This is a genomic window from Paenibacillus luteus (assembly GCF_006542765.1).
Taxonomy (GTDB): Bacteria; Bacillota; Bacilli; order Paenibacillales; family Paenibacillaceae; genus Pristimantibacillus; species Pristimantibacillus luteus.
Genome location: NZ_SKCD01000003.1, coordinates 179,565 through 197,722 on the forward strand (window position 1 = coordinate 179,565; position 18,158 = coordinate 197,722).

Annotated in this window: 19 protein-coding genes; 16 read left to right on the top strand and 3 right to left on the bottom strand. The window is 48.8% G+C overall.

Annotated features, from left to right (window positions below; genetic code table 11):
• Position 1 precedes the first annotated feature (1 nt).
• The 3 genes from E0496_RS02535 (at position 2) to E0496_RS02545 (ending at position 2,623) form a co-directional block, all read left to right on the top strand.
• A complete protein-coding gene (locus tag E0496_RS02535) occupies positions 2-1,108 on the top strand; it encodes a glycoside hydrolase family 88 protein (RefSeq protein WP_141500046.1) in 1,107 nt (368 codons plus the stop codon).
• A gap of 182 nt (positions 1,109-1,290) precedes the next feature.
• Positions 1,291-1,908 carry a DNA-3-methyladenine glycosylase family protein gene (locus E0496_RS02540; protein ID WP_141500047.1) on the top strand — a complete coding sequence of 206 codons (618 nt, stop codon included), beginning with the start codon at positions 1,291-1,293 and terminating at the stop codon, positions 1,906-1,908.
• A 16-nt stretch (positions 1,909-1,924) separates the two neighbouring features.
• A complete protein-coding gene (locus E0496_RS02545; protein ID WP_141500048.1) occupies positions 1,925-2,623 on the top strand; it encodes a DNA alkylation repair protein in 699 nt (232 codons plus the stop codon).
• Positions 2,624-2,743: 120 nt separating this feature from the next.
• Here E0496_RS02545 and E0496_RS02550 read toward each other — a convergent pair whose 3' ends face one another.
• Positions 2,744-3,562: an SPL family radical SAM protein gene (locus E0496_RS02550; RefSeq protein ID WP_141500049.1), complete on the bottom strand. Its 819-nt coding sequence runs from the start codon at positions 3,560-3,562 to the stop codon at positions 2,744-2,746.
• Positions 3,563-3,901: 339 nt separating this feature from the next.
• Positions 3,902-4,024, bottom strand: a complete 123-nt coding sequence (locus tag E0496_RS02555) for an AraC family transcriptional regulator (RefSeq protein ID WP_141500081.1) — start codon at positions 4,022-4,024, stop codon at positions 3,902-3,904.
• Positions 4,025-4,319: 295 nt separating this feature from the next.
• Here E0496_RS02555 and E0496_RS02560 point away from each other — a divergent pair, with 295 nt between their 5' ends.
• The 8 genes from E0496_RS02560 to E0496_RS02595 all read left to right on the top strand — a co-directional run bounded on the left by E0496_RS02560 (position 4,320) and on the right by E0496_RS02595 (position 13,175).
• Positions 4,320-6,152, top strand: a complete 1,833-nt coding sequence (locus tag E0496_RS02560) for a cache domain-containing sensor histidine kinase (protein ID WP_141500050.1) — start codon at positions 4,320-4,322, stop codon at positions 6,150-6,152.
• A complete protein-coding gene (locus tag E0496_RS02565; protein WP_141500051.1) occupies positions 6,145-6,921 on the top strand; it encodes a response regulator transcription factor in 777 nt (258 codons plus the stop codon). Before E0496_RS02560 ends, E0496_RS02565 begins: the two co-directional genes overlap by 8 nt.
• 122 nt (positions 6,922-7,043) lie before the next feature.
• Entirely contained in the window at positions 7,044-8,333 is a 1,290-nt protein-coding gene (locus tag E0496_RS02570) for an ABC transporter substrate-binding protein (protein ID WP_141500052.1), read from the top strand.
• A 72-nt stretch (positions 8,334-8,405) separates the two neighbouring features.
• Positions 8,406-9,098, top strand: coding sequence for a hypothetical protein (locus tag E0496_RS02575; protein ID WP_241674522.1), 693 nt, complete (start codon positions 8,406-8,408; stop codon positions 9,096-9,098).
• Positions 9,099-9,114: 16 nt separating this feature from the next.
• Positions 9,115-10,026, top strand: a complete 912-nt coding sequence (locus E0496_RS02580) for a carbohydrate ABC transporter permease (protein ID WP_141500083.1) — start codon at positions 9,115-9,117, stop codon at positions 10,024-10,026.
• Complete coding sequence (locus E0496_RS02585) at positions 10,010-10,864, top strand: carbohydrate ABC transporter permease (protein WP_141500053.1); 855 nt, start codon at positions 10,010-10,012, stop codon at positions 10,862-10,864. Before E0496_RS02580 ends, E0496_RS02585 begins: the two co-directional genes overlap by 17 nt.
• A gap of 26 nt (positions 10,865-10,890) precedes the next feature.
• Positions 10,891-12,231: an FAD-dependent oxidoreductase gene (locus E0496_RS02590; RefSeq protein WP_141500054.1), complete on the top strand. Its 1,341-nt coding sequence runs from the start codon at positions 10,891-10,893 to the stop codon at positions 12,229-12,231.
• A gap of 446 nt (positions 12,232-12,677) precedes the next feature.
• Positions 12,678-13,175: an SRPBCC family protein gene (locus E0496_RS02595; protein ID WP_338325814.1), complete on the top strand. Its 498-nt coding sequence runs from the start codon at positions 12,678-12,680 to the stop codon at positions 13,173-13,175.
• A gap of 99 nt (positions 13,176-13,274) precedes the next feature.
• On the opposite strand, the gene E0496_RS02600 is transcribed toward E0496_RS02595, so the two are convergent.
• Complete coding sequence (locus E0496_RS02600; protein WP_141500056.1) at positions 13,275-14,315, bottom strand: S66 peptidase family protein; 1,041 nt, start codon at positions 14,313-14,315, stop codon at positions 13,275-13,277.
• 183 nt (positions 14,316-14,498) lie between these two features.
• On the opposite strand from E0496_RS02600, the gene E0496_RS02605 reads away from it, so the two are divergent.
• The 5 genes from E0496_RS02605 (at position 14,499) to E0496_RS02625 (ending at position 18,100) form a co-directional block, all read left to right on the top strand.
• The gene (locus E0496_RS02605; RefSeq protein ID WP_141500057.1) at positions 14,499-14,831 is read left to right on the top strand and encodes a hypothetical protein; all 333 of its coding nucleotides are present in this window, start codon (positions 14,499-14,501) and stop codon (positions 14,829-14,831) included.
• 205 nt (positions 14,832-15,036) lie between these two features.
• Entirely contained in the window at positions 15,037-16,392 is a 1,356-nt protein-coding gene (locus tag E0496_RS02610; RefSeq protein ID WP_141500058.1) for a dipeptidase, read from the top strand.
• Between the two features lie 250 nt (positions 16,393-16,642).
• Positions 16,643-17,200 (top strand): hypothetical protein, encoded by a 558-nt coding sequence (locus E0496_RS02615; RefSeq protein WP_141500059.1) that lies wholly within the window; start codon positions 16,643-16,645, stop codon positions 17,198-17,200.
• 48 nt (positions 17,201-17,248) lie between these two features.
• Complete coding sequence (locus E0496_RS02620) at positions 17,249-17,596, top strand: VOC family protein (protein WP_141500060.1); 348 nt, start codon at positions 17,249-17,251, stop codon at positions 17,594-17,596.
• A 9-nt stretch (positions 17,597-17,605) separates the two neighbouring features.
• Entirely contained in the window at positions 17,606-18,100 is a 495-nt protein-coding gene (locus E0496_RS02625) for a EutP/PduV family microcompartment system protein (RefSeq protein ID WP_141500061.1), read from the top strand.
• Positions 18,101-18,158: the final 58 nt, after the last annotated feature.

Here is an 18,158-nt window from a genome sequence, read left to right on the forward strand (position 1 = left end):
GATGAACGTCACTTATTGGAATGAAATCATGGAACGGCTTGATAAAAAAGTAACACGAACGATTTCGCAAATGGGCGATAAATGTCCGCATTTTGCTGGCGAGGACGGCAAGTTTGACGATATTGGCTCCGATTGGTGGACGACGGGCTTCTGGCCAGGGATACTCTGGATTATGCACGATATGACGGGAAAAGAGCATTATAAGAACGCGGCTTGGCGCTGGGATGAGGAGCTTGAGCAATGGTTTATTAAACCAACGGTAGAGATGCATCATGATGTAGGGTTCCAATTCCTTTCCACGGCTGTCATTAAGCATACGATAACAGGCGATGAGGACGCATTTCGCCGGGGCATTGAAGCGGCTAACTTCCTAGCTGCCCGATATAATCCGGCAGGCAGATTCATTCGCGCATGGAATGGAGATATGTATGGCTGGGCCATTATAGACTGCATGCTTAACATATCGCTGCTCTTCTGGGCGAGCAAGGTGACTGGCGATCCGCGTTATAAGCACATCGCTATTGCACATGCGGAAACGACGATGGAGCATGGCATCCGTGAGGATGGCTCGACCAAGCATATTTTATCGTTTGATGCAGAGACAGGTGCCTATATTGAGAACTTCGGCGGGCAAGGGCTGTCCGCGGAATCATCATGGAGCCGCGGGACATCGTGGGGGCTATATGGCTTCATCAATGCTTATCGCAACACTGGCGATGCTCGTTTTCTAAATACGGCGAAGCGGATTGCACATTATTTCATCGCAGCTTCTCCCGAGGATCATGTACCTTATTCGGACTTCCGCTTTGAGTCGGTGGAAGGCCGCTACCGAGACAGCTCGGCAGCCGCAATTGCCGCTTCAGGATTGCTTGAAATCGCTGAGGTCGTACCGGCAGGGGAGAAAAGCCTTTATGCTGGCGCAGCAGAACGCATTCTTCGGTCACTTACGGAAAATTACGCAACGTGGGACAATTCAGACCATGAGGCAATTCTGCTTCACGGGTCAAGCAGTGTATCCGCGGAAGCGGAAGGCTCGCTAATCTATGGCGATTATTATTACATCGAGGCTATCGCCAAGCTGAGTGGCTGGAAGCATCGCATCTATTAAACAGCAAGCAGCCTTTCCTTACTTTTAAGGGAAGGTTGCTTTTTTAATCGTGGAACAGAACCTGACAACGACTTTAAGGAATTGATTTTCATTCGTTATCTTGCTGTTCTATTACGAGATAAGCACAAATGTAAGTTGGTAAGGTATAGTTAGCTTAATGTGATGGATCGGAGGCAGGGCAAGTGGGAGGCGTAATAACGAAGTTTTTTGATTATGGGCAGGAGGAAATCGATACTCTCAAAAGCTTGGACAAAGAGCTGGGGGGAGCGATGGAACGGCTTGGCAAGGTGGAACGCTTGATCATTCCCGATCTGTTCGCCGCTCTTATGCATGCAATTGTTGGCCAGCTTATTTCGGCGAAGGCGGCACATACCATATGGCAGAGAATGCTGGACAAGCTGGGCGAAATATCACCGCAAAATATAGCAGGGCAGACTGTTCAAACGATACAGTCTTGCGGCGTAACGATGAAAAAAGCCAGCAGCATGATTGCCATTGCGGAGAAGATCGCGCACGGCGAATTCCAACTGGACGAGCTGCATCAATTGCCCGATAAGGAGGTTATCCGTAAGCTCGTGACTTTGAAGGGCGTCGGCGAGTGGACAGCCGAGATGCTGCTCATTCACGCGTTGGAGCGCCGTGATGTCTTAAGCTGGGGCGATATTGCCATTCGACGCGGCATGCTGAAGCTATACGGACTCCCTGCTCTTACGAAGGAACAGTTCGAAGAATACCGGAAGCGGTATTCGCCGCTTGGCTCGATCGCATCGATTTATTTATGGCAACTATCATTTGAATAACGAAAGGGGAACTTTAATGGAACAAAGCATAAAAGAGCAATTGTTGGGGATGGCTGAAACGGATTTTCAGAAATTTACTGCGGCACTGATCCCGAACATTGATAATGTGCTAGGGGTGCGGCTGCCGCTGCTTCGCAAGCTGGCTAAGGTCATTGCGAAGGGGGATTGGCGGACCTATCTGGCCAATGCGGAAAACGATTATTTTGAAGAGGTCATGCTGCAGGGCATGGTGATCGGCACAGTGGATGCTGAAATCGAAGAAATGCTGCGTCATGTGGCGGCGTTTGTTCCGAAAATAAACAATTGGTCGGTATGCGACAGCTTTTGCATCGGCCTGAAATTTACTATCAATCATAAGGAAACGGTATGGGAGTTTTTGCAGCCTTATTTGGCTTCTGATCTAGAATACGAGATACGCTTCGGAGTCGTCATGCTGCTCGACTTTTATATCGAAGAGCCCTATATCGATTGGGTACTTAGGCTGTTGGACCAGACCAAACGCGAGACTTATTACGTTCAAATGGCGCTAGCGTGGGCCTTATCGATCTGTTACATCAAGCTGCCTGGGCCGACGCTTGCCTATTTGGAGAATAACTCGCTAGATGACTTCACTTACAACAAAGCTCTGCAAAAAATAACGGAATCGTATCGAGTAGACCAAGCTGCGAAGCAAATGATTCGAGGCATGAAGCGGAAGACAAAAGGAAAACGATAAGCTTGCGGATAGGTTGATTGGCCCTATTGAGGTTTTCATGCATGAAAAAAACAGGCTGTCCTTATTTTGTTCAGGACGGCCTGTTTAAGCCTATTATTCCATATGCTGCGGCAAATTGCACTAAGGCTCAAAGCCTTGCTGACTAATATAGATTTGTTCCTCGGGGAAAACTTGCTTCAACCGTTCATACACTTTTTGGTATGCGGAGGGGTGATACCACTCTTCCAGACCGAGCTGCTCGTACAGGGATTGAATCGCCATCTGACGGGTTCGCTTGCCGCCGCTTCCATCTCCCATAAAATAGTCATCAAGGCAGACCCGGTCGACGAGCGGACGCAAAAGTTCGGGAAACCGTTCGCTGCTCGGCAGCATAGGGGCAATGGCTGCTTGCGCTGGAACACCAGCCTCGGCAAGAAGCTCGAGTGTCTTTAACCTGGCGCTGATCGGCGGGGCGCTTGGCGAAAAATGCTTGCGAATATCCTCGAGGTCAGTCTCCACCGTCATGCTTACCCGCACTTTATCGCCTAGGCGCAGAAACAGATCGATATCTCTTCGGACAAGTGGACTTCGCGTTTGCACCAATAAAAAATCAGGCGGATCATCGGCCATCACCTCAAGCAAAGAACGGGTGATTTGCTCCTTGTGTTCAATGGGCTGATAAGGATCGGTGCTGGAAGACATAAAGATCGTGACCGGCCCTTTGGCTTTGGCCTTTTTTAGTTCCTTTTGCAAAATGGCGGCAGCGTCTTTTTTGATATCGACCCACGTTCCCCATTCCGCACCTCTAAACGTCGAAACCGGCATTTTCCGAACGTAGCAATAGGAGCAGGCAAACGAGCAGCCCGTATAGGGATTAAGCGAGTGGCTGTAACCGGACAGAAATCCGGTTCCTTTGTTCAGAAGCGTCTTTGGCTGTTTGGTTAAATAGTCTATGTGCATATAAAAACCTGTTCAGAGGTTAATGATTGAATGACTGACATTAGCGTTCCTCCTTGGGCTCGCGATCATGCTTTATTTGGCATTATGAAAAATCATGCCCAGAATTAGCATGTGCGGGAGCGGATAGCTCTAATATTTGTATTCGCCTTGCCCGAACCGGTATCTGGACTTATTGATGCTGCTTCAAAAATACGCGGCCCTATCATAGGTAACTATTACTTCTTCGCATTGCTGTTGTGTTAATAGAGAGGATATCTTTGCGAAGCCATGCTCGTCAAGAGAATGCTGAAGTAAGGTGAAGCTTTGGCGTAATCCTTGCAAATATTCAATGAGCTCTTTTTAGTTGGTATGCTGCATTTGCCGATAATCGGCAGGTGTGCTGCCTGTCTTTTTTTTGAACAAAATAATGAAATAAGGCGTATTGTGCAGCCCTACGTGGGAGCCAACTTCAGCAATGAGCAGGCTGCCATTTTTCCTCTGTCCATTCCTCGAAAAACCGCGACTTCATAGGGCTCACCTCCATAAACAGTATAACCCTCAAAGTGAACGGATGTACCCCTTTTTGAGTGTAAGAGCAAGATAACGAAACTCTTGAAAGGTAAGCGGAAATAATGAATTTAGAAACGATATTACATCAGCTGAATATTCCATACCACTTCCGAAATCTAAAGGATAGGATTCCAATCGATGCTCATTATACGATAAACTTCTATAAATAGTAGGATGTCACTTTACATAACGACAGGAGGAAACACCCTTGATTCAGTGGATGAATGGCCATTTCAGAGAAAGCAACCTGCGTACAAGGCTGTTGATCCTGTTCACCGTACTTATACTGCTGCCGCTTAGCCTGCAGGGCATGGTGACTTATCGTCACTTCTCGGCAACGATGAATGACAAGACGGAGCAATATACGATTGACATTGTTCGGCAAATCAGTGCCAATTTGGATCGGCAGCTCAAGGACTTCGAGAGGCTGTCCCTTATGCCGCTGTACGATCAGATGGTGCTGTCCATTCTGGCCAAATACAATGGGTCCATGGGCTCGGGCACGTGGGTACAATCCGATGATTATATGAAAATGAAGCTTTATACCTCCGGGCAGGCATACGATCGCCCCGAGATTCGCGGCATCCATCTGATTAGCAACAGCGGTGTTCTATTCTCGAATGTCGATGCGATGGCTATTGATGCCGTATGGGACGGCAGGCAGGATGACTGGTTCACGTCGCTTGCAAGATCGGAAGGGGAGTGGAGAATTATCCCTCCGCATAAGCCTTCCTATTATAGCGGTTCCGATGCGGAAGCCTATATCTCGGTTGCCAGAGTGATTCGCGAACCGAAGACGCTGGCCCGGCTTGGTTATATATTGATTGATGTGAAGCTGGAAGCGTTCGGCGGCATTTTATCCAATCTGAATGTGGAGAAGGAAGCGGGGCTGATGATTGTGGATGGCCTGCAGCGACTATTGTATGAGCGAGTGTCGGCGGACGGCATTTCCGCCTATGAGGAGATCATGAAGCAGGGGCAGCCGCAGCAATTCGAAAGCGGGCATAGGAAACGGCTGGGCAGCAGCGACTACCTGTTCGTTCAGCATCATTCTTCGTACTCAGGTCTTTCGGTCATCGGACTAACGCCAATCGCTGTTATTCAGAAGGAATCGCGCGAGATTATGAAGTTCACCTTATGGTTTGCTGTTGTGTGCGTCGCCATAGTGATGATACTGGCCGTGATGCTTTCCTACCGGATAACAAGGCCGTTGATTGTCCTAAAGAAAAATATGGCAAGCGTCGAACAAGGCGACTTCAACAAGCGGGTGACTCCGCTTACCAACGACGAATTCGGCCAGCTCGGACGTGGCTTCAACAAAATGATGGAGGAAATCAATCGCCTCTTTCACGAGGTTTTTGTGCTTGGCATACGGGAGAAGGAGGCGGAGTTGTCTGCGCTTCAGAGCCAGATTAACCCGCACTTTATTTACAATACGCTGGAGTCGATCAATATGATGGCTGTTCAGCGGAAGCATGCCGAGGTATCCGACATGGTTTCGGCACTCGGCAAGCTGCTGCGTTATACGATCGACAAAGCCGGCAGGCTTATTTCGCTGCAGGAGGAAATCGATTTTGTTCAATCCTATGTGCGAATTCAGCAGGTCCGCTATGGGGGCAAGCTGCAGGTATTCTATGACATTGATGATGAGGTCCAAGACTGCCGAATACCGAAGCTGATTATGCAGCCGCTCGTCGAGAACGCCGTTTATCACGGCATTGACGGACAGGAAGAGGGAGGCACTATTTGGATCTCGGCCCTGCGATTTGAAGACGAGCTGCTCATTACCGTGCGGGACAATGGCAAGGGAATGGGCGAAGAGGAGATCGATGCGCTAAACGAGGAGATAAGCAAGCTGCCTTCCTATCAGTCTTTGCAGCGCAATGACGAGGATGAGCTGGGGCTGAACAATATTTATCAGCGCATATTGCTGATTTACGGCGAAGGCGGCAGTCTGACGGTGGAGGGAAGTTTGGGGCAAGGCTTGGCGGTTACGATAACGATACCCTTACAGGAAAAGGAGGCAGAACAGGATGTATAAGGTGCTGCTCGTAGAGGATGAGCTGGTCATACGTCAGGGACTGCGGGAGCTGATTCGCCAGTCGGCACATTCGTTCGAGGTGACGGGAGAGATGGCAAGCGGCACAGAGGCGCTAGCTTATTTGAAATCCGACATGCCTGATGTCATGATTACCGATATTCGGATGAGAGAGATGGACGGGCTGACGCTGATGGAGAAGGTGAAGCAAATGTATCCTGATCTGCTCGTCATTATTTTGAGCGGATACGGAGAATTTGAATACGCGCAGAGGGCGATTGCATGCGGGGTGTTCCACTATTTGCTGAAGCCGATCGAGCGTCATGAGCTGGTAGCCGTGCTGCAGAAGGCGCGCTTGCTGTTGGATCGAAAATATGGTGTATCTGCGCCGCAGCTCGAAACGGATTCAGACGCTATGGAGGCTGGCAGGGATGCTAGAAAAATTATCCGCGATGTGAAGGAGTATGTAAAGCTGCATCTAGATGGCGATTTGCGCCTGCAGACCGTCTCTTCCCAAGTGAGCCTAAACGCCACGTATTTGAGCCAGCTGTTTAAGGGAGAGACGGGAGTTCTCTATTCGGATTACGTGTCGGAGGCGCGTATTGAACGCGCGAAATGGCTGCTGACACATACGCAGCTCAAAATTTATGATGTGGCGAGGCTGTCCGGGCATCAGAGCCCTAAACATTTTATGCTCGTATTCAAGCAGCAGGCGGGGCTGACAGCAGGCGAATACCGCAATCAATTTAATCCGCATAGCAGCTTAAGTTAGATAAAGTGACAAAGAGATAAATAAAACGAACCTTTCCTGTAATCTAAGTGATTTAAGAGCTGCAAGCTCCTCCGATATACTTAAGTAGTCATCACAAACTAGCGACCGTTAAGGGGGATTTTATGAAAAAGGCAGGTTTGGCACTCATGGCTACCACGCTGCTTGTTACGGCGATCGGATGCAGTTCGAATACCGACAAAAACGTAAACAGCGCAGCGGAGAAAAAAGAAGATGTTGAGTTGAAGTTTCTCATGTGGGGCAATCAAGGGCATATGGACGTCTACAACAAGCTCATTGATGGCTTTAAGCAGGAAAATCCGGGAATTCAGGTGAGGATGGAATCGGTGCCTTTCGCCGAATACCAGCAGAAGATTTCGGTGCTTGCAGCAGGCAAATCGCTGCCGGACATTGCATGGGTATCCGAGCGGATGGTTCCTCAGTTTAAGGCAAACGGAATTTTGGCGGATGTGTCGGAATTTAAAGATGATGCCGATTTTAAGCTGGATGATTACATTCCAAGCACGCTGGATCTGTTCCGCGATGGCGATCAGCTGTTGGGTCTGCCTTTCTCTACGCCGCCCGTTGTTATGTTTTACAATAAATCGTTGTTTGATCAAGCACAATTGACCGATCCGAATACGCTGGCTGCCAAAGGCGAGTGGACATGGGAGCAGTTCGAGCAAAGCGCAAAAGAGATTTCGAGCAGCGATGCCAAAAACCGCGTGTATGGCGCAAACTTTTTCCGTGATTGGAAAACCTGGGCCATTCTCTCTTCGTATTCCTGGTCCAACGGCAGCGGCCCGTTCAATGATGATATGACCGCCTTTACTTGGAACGACCAATATGGCGTGGAGACCTTCGAATTGCTGGAGCGCATGATGTTCACCGAGCTCTCCCATCCGAAGGCTGGCGAGCAAGTAAGCTTTGATGCGGGCAACGTGGGCATGTTCTTCGACAACTACAGCTATGTTTCAAAAGCTAGAGAAATAACGAATTTCGAGTGGAGCATTGCGCCAATGCCGTCCGGTTCGCAGGGCAGCGTGCCTATGCTTGGACAAGCGGGCTATACGCTGTTTAAGGACAGCGAGCATCCGGAGGAAGCGAAGAAGCTGTTGAAATATTTCGCAAGCCAATCCGGTATCGAGCAGACATCGACTTTCTTCGTACCGCCGCGTACGTCGGTGTTGAATTCGGATCTGTTCCTGAATCAGCCGAACAACCCGCCGAAGGAGCATATTATTCAAGCCGTTATTGACGAAATGCCAAAAGCCCGTATTATTCCGGGACATATTCGTTGGCAGGATATCGACAATACCGTGCTGCAGGGCTTTGACCGGCTGTTTGGCCGTTCGGGAACCGCGAAGGACAATTTAGCTAAAATGCAAACCGAAGTAGACGCTGTACTGAAGTAAGCAGAGGATGCGGAATGTCCGGTCCGCTTCGCGACCGGCTTTCCCTCCAACCAAGCAAAGGAGTGGAACGCAGTGGGGAAATTACAGCAGCGAATGAAAGACCATGAATTATCCTTGTTCATCAGCCTGCCCGCGAATGATGCAGTGCTGGCTAAAGCGGCACTTGAAGAAGGCGCCGATGCGCTTAAGGTCCATTTTAATGTGGGGCATCGCGCAAGCGGTACGCACTTTGGTTCGCTCGATGAATACGAAGCGGAATTCCGCAGCATCCGCGAACAGTTCGATGGACCGTTTGGGGTTGTGCCGTCCGGCAGTCTTGAGGGCGTTTCCAAAGAGGATATTATGCGCCTCGCGCCTCTTGGCTTTGATTTTTATTCGATTTATGCGCATCATCTTCCTTCGTTCATGCTGGAGAACCATGGGCTTGACCGGACGTTTGCCATCAATGAGCAATACGATTTGGACCTTGTACAATCCGCCAGCGATTTTGGGTTTACGGCTTTGGAAGCTTCCATTGTGCCGGGGAGCGAATATGGCACGCCGCTCAGCTTTGCGGATGTGATGAAATATCGGTATTTGGCGAAGCATTCGGGACTACCCGTCTTTATTCCTTCGCAGCGGCGTTTTGTGCCCGGCGATATTGCGGCACTTCGGGATGCGGGCGTAAAAGCGGTTATGCTGGGAGCCATTGTGGTTGGAAAGACGGAGGATGAGCTCCGGAGAGCGGTAAGTGAGTTCCGCAATGCAATGGATAGACTGAGCTAGAGGGCGGTGTACCTTGATGAAGAAAACGGGCAAAAAAAGAAGAGGGCCGCTTGCCCGGGAAGCGCAATGGACCGGCTGGTTGTTTATTTCGCCAATGGTATTGGGTTTTACCTTGCTGCTGCTGTTCCCCATGGGGCAGGCGCTTTATATGAGCTTGACGGATTGGCCGCTGCTAGGCGATCACAAGTTTATTGGGCTTGAAAATTATCGGAATATTGCGACAGATCCTATGTTTTGGAAAATATTCGGGAACACGGTCTATTTTACGGTGGGCCTGGTCCCGCTAAATATTGTGCTGGCACTGCTTCTCGCCCTACTGCTATCCAAAAGCATGAAGGGAATCGGACTGTTCCGCACGGCGATTTTTGTACCGGTCATGACTTCTCTGATCGTATGGTCCATTGTCTGGAAGTATATGTTCGCAACAGATTCAGGCCTAATCAACCAGCTATTGCTGCTGGTGGATATTAAGGGGCCGGCGTGGCTGTATGACGAGAAGCTGGCGATGCCGGCGGTCATCGTAACGAGTGTGCTGAAAAATGTCGGCCTCAATATGGTGCTTTTTATCGCCGCTATTCAACAGGTGCCGCGTTCGCTGTACGAGGCTGCGATGCTCGACGGCGCAGGCAAGAGCAAAAGCTTCTTTAATGTGACGCTGCCCATGATTACGCCGACGTTGTTTCTAACCGTAGTTATGACCGTAATCGGCTCACTGAAGGTGTTTGGCCAAATCTATGTCATGACGCAAGGAGGGCCGAGCAACAGTACGAAGGTGCTGGTGTATTATATATGGGAAAAAGCGTTCAAACTGTTTCAAATGGGGTACGCCTCGGCACTCGCATTCGTTCTGTTCTTTGTCGTGCTAATCCTGACACTGCTGCAGTGGCAGCTCAGAAAGAGGTGGGTGTTCAATGAAAGCGACACCTAATTTGGACAAGCGCAGGCCGCTTGAGGCGTTAGGCGTGTATGCGGTGCTTAGCGTTATCGCGTTTATTATGCTCGTGCCATTTCTGTGGATGCTGTCCACCTCCTTCAAGGAGCCGCAGGACATTTTCACCTATCCGCCAGAGCTGATCCCATCCACGTTCAGGTTTCAAAACTACGCTGATGTATTTCAGCTGATCCCGTTTCACAGGTTTTATTTCAACAGTGTATATATCGCATTTCTCGTTGTAGTCGGCACCGTGTTTTTTGCTTCGCTGGCTGGCTATGCGTTCGCGAAAATCCCGTTTAAGGGCAGAAATCTCGTATTTCTGATCTTGCTAAGCGCCATGATGATTCCTCATGAGGTTACGGCGATTCCGATGTTTCTATTTATGCGTCAATTGAATTGGATCGATACGCATCTGCCGATCATCCTGCTGCCGATCTTCGGCGCAGGCGGCGTGTTCGGCATTTTCGTCATGCGGCAGTTTTTCATTACGGTGCCAACGGAGCTGGAAGAAGCGGCAATGATCGACGGCTGCAACCGGTTCCGGATCTATGCGCAAATTATGCTGCCGATCGCGAAACCGGGCCTCGCGACACTGACCATCTTCACTTTTGTGACGGTATGGAATGACTTTTTTGACCCGTTGATCTTTATTAATTCGCGTGAGCTGATGACGCTGCCGCTTGGCTTGTCGCTGTTTACAGATGAAGTAGGCACATCCTGGCATTATTTGATGAGTGCGACCGTCATGGCGACAGTGCCTCTGTTAATCGTATTTTTTATGGCGCAGCGGCGCATTATTGAAGGGGTAGCCATGACTGGGCTTAAGGAATAAGAGGAGCGGCGAAAGGAGAAATTTGCGTGAACAACACAATAGAAGCGGAAGTCGTCGTCGTTGGCGGCGGTCCAGCTGGGATAGCGGCGGCAATTGCCGCCGGACGGCAAGGCGTCAAGACGGTTCTGATCGAGCGCTACGGCTTCGTAGGCGGTATGTCCACTGCCGCGATGGTCTATCCGTGGATGACCTTTCATACCGATAGCGGCGAGCAAGTCATTAAAGGCATCGCACAGGAAATTGTGGATCGGCTTCAGGAGCGCGGCGGCTCGCCGGGACATCTGAGGGATACCGTCGGCTTCGTGCATACGCTGACCCCGTATCATCCAGAAATTTATCAGGTGGTTGCGGCCGACATGCTGCGCGAGGCAGGCGTAAAGCTGCTGCTGCACAGCTTTGTAGACGAGGTTGTCGTTAAGGATCATTTGATTGAAGGCGTATATGTTACGAACAAGTCAGGCCGCTCGCTAGTACGTGCCCAAACCTTCGTTGATACGAGCGGCGATGCCGACGTTGCCCACTTGTCCGGAGCAGAAACGCTGCAAGGGCGCGAGGGAGACAATCAAGCGCAGCCGATGACGATGAAGTTTCGGATGCGCGGCGTTGATCTGGCTAAAGTGAAGGATTATATGATTGAGCATCCGGAGGAGTTTTACAAAAAGACGCCCATTGCAGAGCTGCCTCACCTGCCTCTGACTGGCGTAAGCGGATTCTACTCGCAGTGGAAAAAGGCGAACGTGCCGATCAACCGCGATCAGGTGTTGTTTTTCACCGGTCCTGCCGATGATGAGGTGCTCATTAACTGCACTAGGGTGCAGGGGCTAGATGCGACCAGTGCCGAGGATTTGACCGAAGCGGAGCAGGAGGGACGCCGTCAGGTGCTGATGATGGCCGAGTTTTTGCAGCGCGATGTGCCGGGCTTTGAGCGTGCTTCAATTTCCGTGGTTGCCCCGCAAATCGGCATTCGGGAATCGCGACGGATTGTCGGCCACTATTTGTTGTCGAAGGAGGATGTAGTCGCAGGCCGGAAGTTCAGCGACGTGATCGCCCGCAGCGGCTACCCGATAGACATTCATGATCCTTCGGGCAAAGGCGTGACCGCCGCCTTCATCTCGGGAGATGGCGCTTACGATATTCCATACGGCTGTCTGTTGTCGCGCAATGTGCGCAACTTGCTGGCAGCAGGAAGATGCATATCGACCTCGCATGAGGCGCTTGCGACCACCCGGCTGACGCCAAGCTGCATGGCCACTGGCCAAGCGGCGGGAACGGCGGCGGCCCTGGCGGTGCTGACCAAGGTAGATCCGGCCGATGTCGCCATTGCGAAGCTGCAAGAGGAGCTGCGCAAGGAGAAGGCGGCGATTTAGCAGTATGCGCAAGAGCATTTGGATGCAAGTGAAGGGAAGCTAGAAAGCTAAAGAGAGAAAGAGAAAGAGAGTAGAGAATCGCTTTAAATCATAACATCGACCAGTAGACCGCTCTTATGAGCGGTTTATTTGTTTTTTTATGTGGAAGGATTGTAATATGAATTGCGACACCAAATAAAATTGGAAATGACTATGGAACGAACTTAAGATGTTGGCTAAATTAACAAGTAAAACTTAAACCTGAAGGTTTAGCGAAGCGAGAAGAGCTTTCTGGAGAAAAAATTTGCTCGCCTTTTTAGCTTAATTCTCAGCTTTAAATGTTAATGAAACCAAAGAATCCGGCTAGCGCCGCGACCCAGAAGAATGGTCTACTTACGCAGCGACTAAATCGTAAATATCTATTTCATTTTATTGAGTTACGAAACAGGCACAATTGGAGGATGAATATGGCTGAGCCACTCGTGATTACCCGCGTGCTTCATGCGCCGCGTGAATTGGTATTTAAAGTTTGGTCTGACGTTGAGCATTTGAATAAATGGTGGGGGCCGACAGCGCTGACTATTGACTATGCTAAGCTGGATTTCAAACCAGGCGGCAAGTTTCATGATAGGATGGTTTCACCAGAGGGTGATGAGATGTGGGGCAGATTCGTATTTGGAGAAATCATTGCCCCGGAGAAAATCGTATTTGTTAATTCGTTCTCAGATAAAGAAGGAAATGCTGTCCGTGCAGCATTTAATGAAGCGTTCCCTCTAGAAATTGAAAATATTTTAACTTTCGAAGAGCATGACGGCAAGACAACGCTGACGCTGCGCGGCGGACCAATCAACGCTACTGAGGCAGAACAGCAATTTTTCTTAGAAATGTTCGATTCCATGAAGCAAGGTTTTGGCGGCACATTCGATCAACTGGAAACGTATTTGGCATCCATACAAGGGGAGTAAGGGAAGCAAGAAACAGGCCAATGCTCCCAATGGTGCATCACAATCAATTCAACAAAGATCCCCGCAGCCTCGAAGCTGTGGGGATCTTTGTCTTGTCTGCTAAGCGCAGAAGGGGCTCTCCAGCAAGATCACCTGTTTCGTTGCAGGCTTTAATTCGACGATGCACCCAAGCGGCAAAATAAGCTTAGGGTCCGTATGGCCGAAGTCAAAATCAACAATGACTGGTATATGTTTTGCGCCAAATTCGCCATGTATGATCGATAATATAGTTTCGTTCAGCGTTAGCTTCTCTTCTTCGTTATAGTCCTTTGCCCTCCCAAAAATAACCCCTTTAATCTTTGAAAATATGCCCTGCATGCCATAATTGCGAAGCATATAGCCAACCTGCATGGGGGTAGGCTTTTCTTCCGAGGTTTCGAAGAACAAAATTTTATCCTCCCAGAACCAAGGGCTCGGCCAATAGGCGGTTGCTTTCATAAACTCCAATACTTCAATGCATCCGCCCCATAAACGTCCTTCCACGGGGGATTCCCCCTGCAAATATGTCCATCCCGTCTCATTGGCATGAAACGGCAGACACTCGCCGAGCGTCTCCTCTATGCCCCAATCTTTATAGCCGTTGGTCCAGTTCGCATAAGGAGCGTAGGCATAGGGATACTGATCCCCCAGCAAAATAGCTTTTAAGTGCTCCGTGTACTCAGGTGGAAGACTTTGCATTTGCGCAAAGCCGGCCATGACCGAAGGGCCGTAAAAGGTGACCAGACCCAACTGATTGAAATAAGTAAGGAAAGTCGTCGCGTCGGAAAAACCCATAACGAATTTGGGGTTAGCTGAAATGAGCTCCTTATCCAAATAAGGAAGTATTCTAATCGATTCATAGCCGCCGATGGAAGTGATGATGCCTGCTATGGTGTCATCCTTAAAGCATTGATTAAAATCATCAGCCCGTAATTGCGGTTGGTTGTACAGCTGAGTTGGAGACATTCGCGCACTTGGCATCTCAACGACTTCGAAGCCCAGAATGTCCTGCAAATTGCGAATCCCCAGCTCGTAAATGCCCGGGAACAAAAATGGCAAGCCGTTTGAGGGCGAGAGGATGGCAATTTTAGATCCAGGTTGCAGCCGAGTAGGTTTAAGCATTTTTTTTCCTCCTTAACAGGGTTTTATGTCCATTTCCAATTATGTCTGTTGTTTATCTATTATTGATGTTCGGGAGATTAGAAGCAAGCTAAAATCAGGCACTAGTTAGGCTGACGTATGGTGGTCATTATGGTAACCTTATATGGAGTAAATTGGAATTTATTTATGAGAAGGGAGATACCCATGTTTCAGCTTGTTTTTCCGTACATCATTGCCTTAATTGGAATTGCTGCCGTAATAACTTTTGCTGTAAGAAGGAAGGGGAGCTATCGAAAACTAACAGGGAAACAAAAAACGGTCTTTTTTATATGCCTCATTCTGAACTTGATTGTTATGATGGTTCCGTTCAAGGCGGGTGATCTATTGGCAGGAGCATTCATTGCTTCGAATATCTCCATTGGATTTGCGCTGCTAACGATGTTTTTGGTTTATTTTCAAAAAGAGAAATACCTGTTCCACTGTCTTACGGCAGCCATCATCTCAGGAGCTGCAGCTATACTATTAAAGCAGCTTTGATAAAGCAGCTTGCCATGGCTGCAGGAGCGGGCTTCGGCGGAATAGTGGTAGGGCAGGTAGCCTTATTGGTCATTACTTGAATTGACGCTCTAGGTGTCGCCATCGCTATGCTTACTGCATTCGTATTATCAAGGCTATTCTGGCATAATTACTTGGCGGAGGTATATGATATGGATATAAATTGAATGGGAGGATGAAATCACCGATGAGTTATGAAGCCTATTTTCAAAACATAAGGGAACAGCAGTTGGACGAGCTGAAGCAATGGTTGTCGATCCCGAGCATTTCTGCTCTGTCCGCGCATACAGCGGATATGAACAAAGCGGCCGAATGGCTTGCGGACGCGCTCACCCGCGCGGGACTCGAGAATGTGGAAGTGCATCAAACCGACGGGCATCCGATCGTGTATGCCGATCATCTGCATGCTCCCGGTAAACCTACCGTGCTTGTTTACGGCCATTACGACGTGCAGCCAGTCGATCCGCTGCATTTATGGACGACGCCTCCCTTTGAGCCGGACATCCGGGATGGTAAGTTGTACGCGCGGGGCGCGACGGACGACAAAGGCCAGGTATTTCTACATATTAAAGCGATAGAAGCTATATTGAAGCAGGAAGAGCAGCTTCCGGTCAACATCAAGCTGTGTATCGAGGGCGAAGAAGAAGTTTCTAGCCGGAGCCTCCCCCCTTTCTTGACGATGAATCGGGACAAGCTGGCCGCTGATGTTATCCTGATATCGGACACCTCGCTGCTCGAGCCAGGCAAGCCCGCCATCAGTACGGGACTTCGGGGATTGTGTTCGCTTGAGGTTACCGTGAACACTGCGAATACTGATTTGCACTCCGGATCCTATGGCGGAGGCGTACCTAATGCACTTCATGCCCTCGTCTCATTGCTTACGACTTTGCACGATGATCGGGGCCGCGTAAGCGTTGACGGATTCTATGAAGGCGTGCCAGAGCTTTCGTCGCTCATGAGAGAAGAGTTCGCCAAGCAGATGCTGGATGAAGATCAATTAAAGGCAAGTCTTGGACTTGACGCATTGTACGGCGAAGATGGCTTCTCCTTTGTGGAACGCGTCGGAGCAAGGCCGACGCTTGAACTGAACGGCATTTACGGCGGATTTCAGGGCGAAGGCACCAAGACGGTCATTCCGAAGGAGGCGCATGCCAAGATCACTTGCCGCCTAGTTGGAGATCAAGACCCGCAGGATATTCTGGACAAGATTAAACGGCATTTGCAGAAGCATATTCAGGCCGGTGCGAAGCTGCATGTCAAAGACGGCGAGAAGGCCCGTGCTTTCAACATCGATCCTTCCGACCGAATGCTGCAGTTGGCTGCGGATGCTTACGAAGATGTCTATGGCACGCGAGCGCTGTTCACGAAAGACGGAGGGTCGATTCCGATCGTTGAAACCTTCTACCGCGAGCTTGCGGCTCCTGTCGTTATGATGGGCTTTGGTCTTCCGGACGAGAATCTTCATGCGCCGAATGAACATTTTAATTTGTCCAATTTCGACAAAGGGCTTCTGACGATCGTATCGTTCCTGAAGCGGCTATAGGTATGAGAAATCGCGAAGCAGCGGGCTTCGCGATTTTTTTTGATCATAAGGCTGTTCAACGGAAATAAACGGTTAGACCGGTATCGTTGTGGATGTTGTAGACTAGGAAATAAAGCTTAGGCTGGAGAATGGCATCGAGCGAGGTGGAAGTTAAAGTTAATGAAGGAATTTTACGGGGCACCCCCGAATAATGAGAAATATCTTTCAAAAGAGTTTAAAGAATGAATGATATAGAGAAGAGGTACAATGAATGAGTGAATTTACTTACGGCAATATTATTCGGAACGTTGACCAAACCAAGCTTGTCGAGCACTTGCCTAAAGGTACGCCAACTCTTAAGCTGAGCGAGGATTGGTTTGCATTCTTTACACCAGAAGACGGGGAGTTTGTAGCTCCGCTGCTGCTTGAGAAGTTATCCGAACGTTGTCCGATCTTGTATTTTACCCACTTAGAGGATCATGGCTGGGGGTTTGATATCTTCGATAAGGGAGAGGCCATATCGAGCCTTCAGGTGTTGTATGAATTGATGGACGACGAAGACGAAGAAATGATGGATGAAGATGAGGAAGCGGATGCCTCGGTTTTGAACGGATACATGAAACTACGTCCTCGTGCCGAGGCCTTTAGCGTTTTCGAGCTGGAGAAAGAGCAGATAAAATCACTTGAACAACTATTTGCCGGCAATCTCGCGTTCGATGAGGAAGAGTTTGTTGCGGTAGAGACGTTTAAGGAGCTGCTCGGTATTCAAGAGATGAGTTGGATTCGATACGAGCGTACAGAAGGCCGAGAAGAGATAGAGTACGTTTAATGTAAGCCGGAAAGCAGAAAATTTGATGACAGACAGGAGTTGGATACGATGATAAAAGGTTTCGGCGGAATATTTTGGAGAACTAAGAATCTTGAAGCGATAAAAAAATGGTACAGCGAAGTACTAAAGATTGAAATAGAAAATTGGAATGGGACTGTGATAAAACCTGAATTAGGAAATGAGACTATCTTTTCTTTTTTTACCGAGAATGACGATTATTTTCCAACAGAACAACAGGTGATGCTGAACTTCCAAGTCTATGATCTAAACGAGACTATTCAGCATTTTGAACAAATTGGCGTACCCCTTGCGAAGAAAAAAGAGGTTAGTGATTTTGGCAAGTTTATTTGGATTGAAGACCCTGACGGTCGACTGATCGAGCTTTGGGAGAAATAAGGAGCACATGTGAAAAAAGTTCTTATCATAGGAATTGTAGCTAGTGGCAAAACAACATTGGCCAAGCGATTATCGGAAAAGATAAATATTCCTTGGCATGAGCTGGATTCTATCGTTCATCATCAAACGGCGGCTGGACGAGTTAAACGCACGGCAGATGAACAGGTCGAGGTCATTTTGGAAATGGATAAAGACGGAGATTGGATATTTGAAGGAACAGATCGTGCATCTTATCAATGCTTATATGAAATGGCTGATACGATCATCTTTCTGGATACACCGTTATGGAAACGCAGAATTAGAATATTCGTTAGGTTCATGAAGCAAAAGCTGGGTATTGAAAAGTGTCACTATAAACCGGATATCCAGATGTTGAAAATGATGTATAAATGGACGAAGGATTTTGAGAGAGACAGAGATGAATTTGAAGCCAAGTGTAAATGTCAACATAAACATGTACACTTTTGCTTGTTTAAGGATGTACAAAATCACTTGTCCTCTTGAACGAAATGATCCTTCAATCGGTACGATTCGCCTACAATAGTTACGACAGTTGCATGGT